Annotated in this window: 5 protein-coding genes; all 5 read left to right on the top strand. The window is 43.9% G+C overall.

The genetic code is table 11. The annotated features are described in order from the left end of the window. The first annotated feature begins 1 nt into the window (after position 1). On the top strand, positions 2-3,328 hold the full coding sequence (locus tag C0Q44_RS28640; RefSeq protein WP_219845204.1) for a DUF5704 domain-containing protein: 3,327 nt from the start codon (positions 2-4) through the stop codon (positions 3,326-3,328). A gap of 168 nt (positions 3,329-3,496) precedes the next feature. Further along, positions 3,497-4,501, top strand: coding sequence for a WxL protein peptidoglycan domain-containing protein (locus C0Q44_RS28645; protein ID WP_181151201.1), 1,005 nt, complete (start codon positions 3,497-3,499; stop codon positions 4,499-4,501). Between the two features lie 98 nt (positions 4,502-4,599). Continuing rightward, positions 4,600-5,172 (top strand): hypothetical protein, encoded by a 573-nt coding sequence (locus C0Q44_RS28650; protein WP_105410400.1) that lies wholly within the window; start codon positions 4,600-4,602, stop codon positions 5,170-5,172. A gap of 10 nt (positions 5,173-5,182) precedes the next feature. Then, positions 5,183-5,830 carry a hypothetical protein gene (locus C0Q44_RS28655; protein ID WP_105410545.1) on the top strand — a complete coding sequence of 216 codons (648 nt, stop codon included), beginning with the start codon at positions 5,183-5,185 and terminating at the stop codon, positions 5,828-5,830. After that, positions 5,800-6,038, top strand: a 239-nt coding sequence (locus tag C0Q44_RS30550) for a hypothetical protein (RefSeq protein ID WP_219845205.1), incomplete at its 3' end; no start/stop codon positions are given. The genes C0Q44_RS28655 and C0Q44_RS30550, both read left to right, overlap by 31 nt.

Below are 6,038 nucleotides of genomic sequence, written 5' to 3' on the forward strand. Positions count from 1 at the left end.
AATGAAAAGGACCATCAGTTCCATACTCAGTTTAATAATCATTTTGTCCTCTGTGCTTGTACTTTTTACTTTTCAATCTGGTGAAGCTGAAGCAGCAATTTACCCTGTGGGTGCAAGTCGATATACGCAAGACGAAAACAATCCAAACCTTTACTATTTTGTTGGAATGGTGTATTACGAAGTTTGGAAAGACAGTGGAGGTAAATGGACTGATAAAGGACATAAACCGGGAGATAAAGTTAGCGTTGTAGATGGTGGAACCTACCAGTTTACATTTGCCTCTGGTCGAAGAGTCAAAAATATCACAGTTAAACCTTTTAATTTTGACGGGGGCCCTACAGCAGACAAAATTTTCAAAACTTCGCGTGGTGGAGAATTAGCTGAAAAGCCCCAGCAATATTATAATGATGCAACATCAAGCAGAAACTATGATAACTATGATAATACACCGGTATTAGGAAAAGGTACGAACTCTGCACGGAAAGAAGTTATCGTTAAAGATGGAGTATTATTAGCCAGGGCACAAGCAGTCGATAGAAGACTTGAGGAAGAAATAGAGAACAAAAAAGTCTTTCACCCAAATGTCGAAGGCTATCGCTATTTCTTCCCAACCCTGTTCACTATTGAGCTGGAACCGGAAGAAGGCAAAGCTGTGGTAAAATACTGGACCACAACTGGCCAAAGCCTTGATGGTGTAGACGGATTTGCCAACAAGGAAGTGAAGCTGGAGAAGGATAAGTCATACAACTTCACCCATACCGCTCCTAGTGAGAAGTACACGTATGAGGGTCACAAGAAAAGTACACAAGGAGATCCTTCGAGCTTATCTCGAAAGTCGGGAGATCCAGGACAGTTTGTATACAATGGCCAGTATCCGAACTATTACGTGTACTTCTACTACAAGCTTAAAGGAGATCCACCACCACCTGGAGGACCAACTTGTACCCAACCGGCTCCAGGGCGCACCATAGATGGCAAGTACATGGATCCGGTCGTCACAGCCATGATTAAAGCCGATCAGCGCGGAAGTGAGATGTTCGATGTGCTGAAGGGTATTCCGACATCGGAAAGCTTGTACGGAAATGTCTTCAGTCGAGATTATTTGTTCCAGAACAAATTTGTGCAGATGACCGGCACATGCGAATACAAGGTTACCGTCTTGCAAAAATGGACCTTAACATGGATGGATCCCAGAACGGTTACTTCGCCTAATGGTCAAACATCTACGGTCTATGATATTCCGAGATCTGAACCAGATGAGCGGAGACCGGAGTACACTGTCATTCGTCCATACTCGTACTGGACAATTGCTGAACTGGGTGTATATAACATCATGGAAGCTACGCTTGAGAACTACGCTCTTAGCGGTGAACAAATCGTGATCACGCCTGAAGGCTATACGCCACCAGACTTTACGGCCGACACCATCGGTGATATTTACCCTGCTCCAGATCCGGGTATCGTTCCTGGACCATCTCGAACGAAGCCGGGGGGAACAAGCAGACCGTCTATGGATGAAGAAAATCTACAGGCAGTAGCCGAAGCTGCTGTTCCGGATGTGCAAGTCGAGAACGATTCCCTGATATTCAAGGGCCAAACTATTATGAATAAGCAGCGCACAGCGAAGGAGGGTCCGCAGCCTGGTCAAATACCAGCTCCAGTGCATATCGGAAAAGACGTGCTGTACAGCCCGTACAACTATATACCTACTGAAAAAGTCAACAAGAAGGATACAACCAGCAAAGGAAAAATCAATTACATCCTGGCCGAAGGTAGCATCGATGCCGAAGAGGAGGAACTTGAATACGATATCCACGGCATTAACACCGTAACCGTCCATACGCCTGTTGTGAACTACTCTGCCGTGTCGGATGATCAGCCGCACAACCAGAAAACGAAGCCTAATATGAGCCGATCAGCATTGATTCTGGAGAGACCGTTTACCGTCCGGATCCCAACGTCTGGACAACACCTGGATGTTAGTCAGTATCCTGGATACGGAAATCGGGATTATGCCAAATATTTCCGGACTAAACAAGTGCGATTCATGTTCGATGTCTATACTGGCAGTCGAAATCAATTTATCCCGGCTAACACTTGGATCGACATACCGGTGAATCAACTGGATACTGAGTTCTATCTGCCTGTATGGGTAGATGAAGGTGACTACCAAGTGTACTTCCGGAATATCGCTGAAAATGCTCCGGAGGGATATAACTGGCAGTCAGACGCAAACTTGGATCTGGCCAATCACGCAGCAGTAGACGAGGTTTCTGTGGAAGTCATTGGACGGTTATATGATTTTCATGTCACGGATATCGCGGACTACAACTGGGAAAGAGTGTTCCGGACATTCGCCGGCAGTAAAGATCCGAGCGGGGCTTCCTACTGGGTAGGACAGAATGGTATTGATGGAGATCCCCGCGGTAACCTGGCGCAGTACACATTGCCGATACGTCCGGGTAGTAACCCATTAACGGGTATGAGCAATGTCTCAGTAAAAACTGGATACCACTTCAAGTTTGACTTCAAAACGAAGGGGAATATGTTCAGTAAACAAGATGGAATTCGTATAACTCCGACATTTACATATGTAAGTAAGGGCGGTGGTACACCAATACCAGTTGACTTGTATTACAAAACTAATGAGAAACCATTTGTGAAAATTGGATCTGAAGAGGATACAGTCCAGCGTTATGTCGTTTTAAATGAGCGACTACGGAATGTTCCGCTGGGAGACATGAAGAATTCAGGGTACTGGAAATACGATCAGCACTTGACGACAATCGAGAAAGTTGGGGTCGATCGAGAAGAGTTTATGAGGAACTACGTACTGAAATACACTAAGCTAAAAACGCCTGTCGGTGGGTACGATAAGCTCATTCTTCCGGAACAGCTCAAGACGCTGATCGGATCAAAGGACATACCAAGTAATGCTTCTGTTACGCCGGAACGTGCAAATGCATCGATACAGCAGTGGTACGGTGAGTACAGCATACCAGCAGCTCCATATGTCGTCCCGGCTGGAACAAATCTGGCTGAATACGGCCGTACAAATGGCGGACTCACTGATAAATCACCTATCTTCTTGAAAGACGGATATATCGTCGTGAATTTTGATATCGAGTCCATCCAGAACGGGAAAGTCAATGATCCGCATTTGCAATACATTCATGCACCATTGATGAACCAGTGGAAATTGGAAGGGTACCAGAATTCAATTCTGGACTCATTTATGAAGAGATACAACGTTAAGGATGGAGATGTCATGTTCTACAACGCTGATAAATCCAGCCGAGATGACTTTAGCGCACAAGCACCACACTAATATTCACGGGGCTGTATCACTGCCCCGTTCTTTTTTTAAGGAGGGAGATTAAAAATGAGATTTTTTTTGAAAATAAGCTTACCTTTATTTTTTTTCGCTTTTTTTTGGATATTCACACTTCAAACACAGGTAAATGCTGCATCGGACGTTGATTTTTTACTCTCGCCGGTGAAAGAAATTGAACAATCAAGCGGGTATTACCGTGACGAGGTGACCGGTGGGGAAACGAAACAATACACATTTTACCTGAAGAATCTTGTTAAGAAGCCGATCGATCTATGGATCTACCCGGCAGATGCAGCTCCTATGGTCAACGGTGGAAAGAGCTACATGCTGAAGGGGGAGAAGAATACTTCCGTGGGCGCATGGATAGCCCCATCCAAAGCACAGAAAGTCCGGTTAAAACCACTTGAAAAGCTGAAATACGTTTATACCGTAAAAGTGCCCAAGGATCTGGATCCGGGGGAATATGTGGGAGGCATTGTAGCTGAACAAATTCCTGCTGAAGAAGCGAGTCCATCCCAGGTCCAGGACAAAGCGGTATTGCTGATCGAGCGTATCCCACGCATCGGGGTCCAGATCGTACTGGAGAAGGACAAACAGGCTGCTGTGCAAGACATGAGCATTGATGACTTCAAGCACAGTTACATAAGCAATGGTTATTCGCAGCTCACCATCAAGTTGGCCAATACAGGGAACATCTTGCAAAGGCCAAGTGGACTTATCATGATCCGTGATGCAAACGGCAAAGGGATCTTTAGCCAGTCCTACGATGCAGCCGCTGAAGAAAAATCTATCTACGCAGGTAAGACAGCAGACATGGTCTATCACGTTAAAGATCAGATCCTATGGCCAGGGGAGTATAGTGCGTACTTCGAAACCAACTTCAACGGGAAGAAGGTATCCAGAACCTTTAATTTCACGATTACTGAAGCAGATGCAAAACTTGCACAGGATAGTCTGAGTAATGCAGGTCTCCTGCAAGGACGTGGTGGAATTATAGATTGGCTGCAAAATCATCCATGGGCCATTGTTGCTGGAGCCTTCGTGCTTATTCTAATTTTTGGAACGTTCTTCTTGTTGTTATTCCTAATTTTAAGAAGAAAAAAGAAAGAGGACGAGCAGGATCGGCAACAAGTTAGGCGGCAAACCCTCCAAACACCACAGGCTTAGCGTGTAGCGTATTTTCTTTCAAGAAGGGAGGTGGTTTACATGTGATCGTTACATTGTTCGAAGGTATGTTCAAAAATAAAAAAAAGGGATGTGAATGAATGAAACGATTCTGGTTTGCCGCAATTTTAGCTTTAGCCCTTGCTATGCCGAGCGTGGCTGCAGCAGAGGACATGGAAAAAGAAGTACAGGTGACCGGTGGTAATTTCATGGTAAGTCAGTCAAAAATGAATTTTACGGATATTACGCTATCTGTTCGGCTACAACAAAAATCTCAGGCAGTGGTTACATCTCGCGCTATTGATGATAGAGGTAATGGTGGTGGATGGACAGTGAGTCAGGCAGCTACAGACTTTGTGACAACAATCGACGGGAAAGAATTTTATATTCCCATCGATGCAGTCCAGGTAACCGCAACTCTCAAGAATACCATTTCAGGGATCCCGCTTGATTTCAGCCAGGGCGGAAGTCTAGCAAAAGAGCAGGTACTATCGCATCAGCCAACTGTACTCTATTCGGCAGATGTGAGTACAGGACAGGGAGCATATGATTTTGAGCTGAATTACACACTTTCTCTGCCGAGAGTAATTAAAACTGCAGATGGCAAAGAGAGTGGTGTCATTTCTGGAACGTATAAATCGAAATTCACAACGACTGCTACATCAGGAATTTAAGGAGGGCACTATGGAATCAAACAATAAACGAAAAATTAAGATCGGATGGAAAAGAAGTTTGATCTTTACTCTAGCTTTAGCATTAATTCTTGGTGTGCCACTTAGTAACATGGAATCCAAAGCCCAGGCGGCCACATTCGATAAAATCAATAAGATCACGAGTCACAGTTTATACTGGAACTCTTGGGATAATGCTTCAGCGTTTATGCTAACAATGGATAGTGGGAAAACTTATGGAGTACAGCGTTATCAGAATGTCGCAGAGTCACCTGTGGGTGCAAGAAATGTCCAAATGCAGAATGGTTACACTCCACCAGGAGCAAAAACCCTTGTTTCGTACATTAATGAATCTGACGATTTCTATGTGGATACGGTTTTAGTTGAGACAGGTGTAAAGGATTACGTAAGAGGATACAGAACTATTTTTATTCTGAAAAAAGATGGTTCTGTTACTGCTCTTGGAAACGGGAGTTCAGGGGAGTTAGGTATAGGATACAAACAATCTAAATCTATCCCAACAGAAGTTGTCGACCCAGACACTGGAGAACCAATTACTGGGATAGAAAAGATTTTCTTTCTAGGTGGGCTAATCCCAGTTCAAACAATTCAAATTATGAAGGTGTGCTTTTGGTATCAAAAAATCAAGTGTATCTTGTAGGTCAGGCTTTTGGACTTAATAGTTATACTGATGCTAAACCAGTAAAAGTAAATATGTTTCCGTCTTTTACTACGAGTGATGCTTTTAATATGGAATATTTAGAAGATCGAGTATTTTCTCAAGAATATCGTAGAACTACAGGTTACGATGGTGCAAATACTTTCTTTGAGCGTAGAGTTTTTTCTATCAATGGTAAGAAGTATTCTTT

Source organism: Paenibacillus sp. PCH8, from assembly GCF_002968835.1.
GTDB lineage: Bacteria > Bacillota > Bacilli > Paenibacillales > Paenibacillaceae > Paenibacillus.

Bases quoted from the DNA above. Each gene is read 5' to 3' on its own strand.
- C0Q44_RS28640 (WP_219845204.1), top strand. From the start codon at position 2: ATGAAAAGGACCATCAGTTCCATACTCAGTTTAATAATCATTTTGTCC.
- C0Q44_RS28650 (WP_105410400.1), top strand. From the start codon at position 4,600: ATGAAACGATTCTGGTTTGCCGCAATTTTAGCTTTAGCCCTTGCTATG.
- C0Q44_RS28655 (WP_105410545.1), top strand. From the start codon at position 5,183: ATGGAATCAAACAATAAACGAAAAATTAAGATCGGATGGAAAAGAAGT.